General features: G+C 43.0%; 1 protein-coding gene. It reads left to right on the top strand.

Annotation, left to right across the window (positions count from 1 at the left end; translation table 11 throughout):
* On the top strand, positions 1-771 hold a 771-nt coding region (locus tag R7O12_RS25680; protein ID WP_318126880.1), incomplete at its 5' end, for a Tim44 domain-containing protein.
* Positions 772-1,227 lie beyond the last annotated feature (456 nt).

Raw genomic sequence — 1,227 nt, 5'->3', positions numbered from 1 at the left:
AGCTACAAAACAGCACCTGCACCTAAACAGCAGCAACAAAACACCAATACGATCGGTAAAGAGCAAACGACCAAATCTTCTAGCAAGAAAGGTTTGATGGGCGGTCTATTAGGTGGCCTTCTAGCTGGTGGCCTGCTTGCTGCGTTCTTCGGTGGTGCTTTTGAAGGTATCCAGTTTATGGATATCCTAATCATTGGTTTAATTGCCTTTATTATCTTTAAGCTTATGCGCGGAATGTTAGGTGCGAAGCAGGGCAGTATGAACCAGCAACGTCAACAACCGGCATTTGGTGGTAACGCGTCAAAGTTTGAACAACCAAACATGCAGAACTTTGAACAACAACCAAATACAAACGCAGGCGGTTTCACCGGTTTTGGTGCTCAAACAGATGTACCACACAATTATCCACCGGGTTTCGATCAAGCTGCGTTTATTAACGGTTCTCGTGAGCACTACCGCATTTTGCAAGGTGCGTGGAACCACAACCAACTAGACACTATTGAAGAATATGTTTCTCCAAGTCTATTTGAAGATCTGAAAGCTGAGCGCGCGAAGCTAGAAGGTGAGCAGCACACTGATGTGATGTATGTCGATGCAGAGATCGTTCGTGCTGAATACGATGCGAACAAAGCACAATTAAGTTTGCAATTTAGTGGCCGTTACCGTGATGCTGCAGAAGGTGTAGAGGAAGATATTGAAGATATCTGGCACCTAGAGCGCGACCTAACAGTACCGAATGCACCTTGGTTGATTGTTGGTATTCAAGGTTAATCACCAAGCTCGTTCAATTTAGTCTTAATTAAATCCCGCTATTTAGCGGGATTTTTTGTATCTGTTAATTGTTGGATGAGCGGAGATAGCTCTACAGGTAAAAGCGAAAGGCAATGCTCCGTAGCTAAGCACAATACAACTCAGTCGTTTTATGATTTAGCAGTCTAATGACTTAGCCATTTGGTATCTGGGATAGCTCAGTTAGTATTTTGTTGTGTCTATTCTTGAGAGATTTAGAAAGTTAATACTATTCAGTGTCTTGTCGAAGAACTCTTACCTGTTAAAAGATCGGTTCTAACGTTGAGTTTGGCCTAAAGCAATGTGGTTGTCGGTATTGGTTGAAGATCTTAGCTACAGTAGGAGTTCGTAGAACATGAATGCGACACCGTGGGGTGAGCGAGAGATTGTTAGAATGGGTGTTGATCTTACGATGTATAGAACGAAAAAAGCCAGCTC

This window comes from Vibrio sp. Vb1574 (genome assembly GCF_033338675.1).
This window is presented reverse-complemented; position numbering and strand designations above follow the sequence as displayed.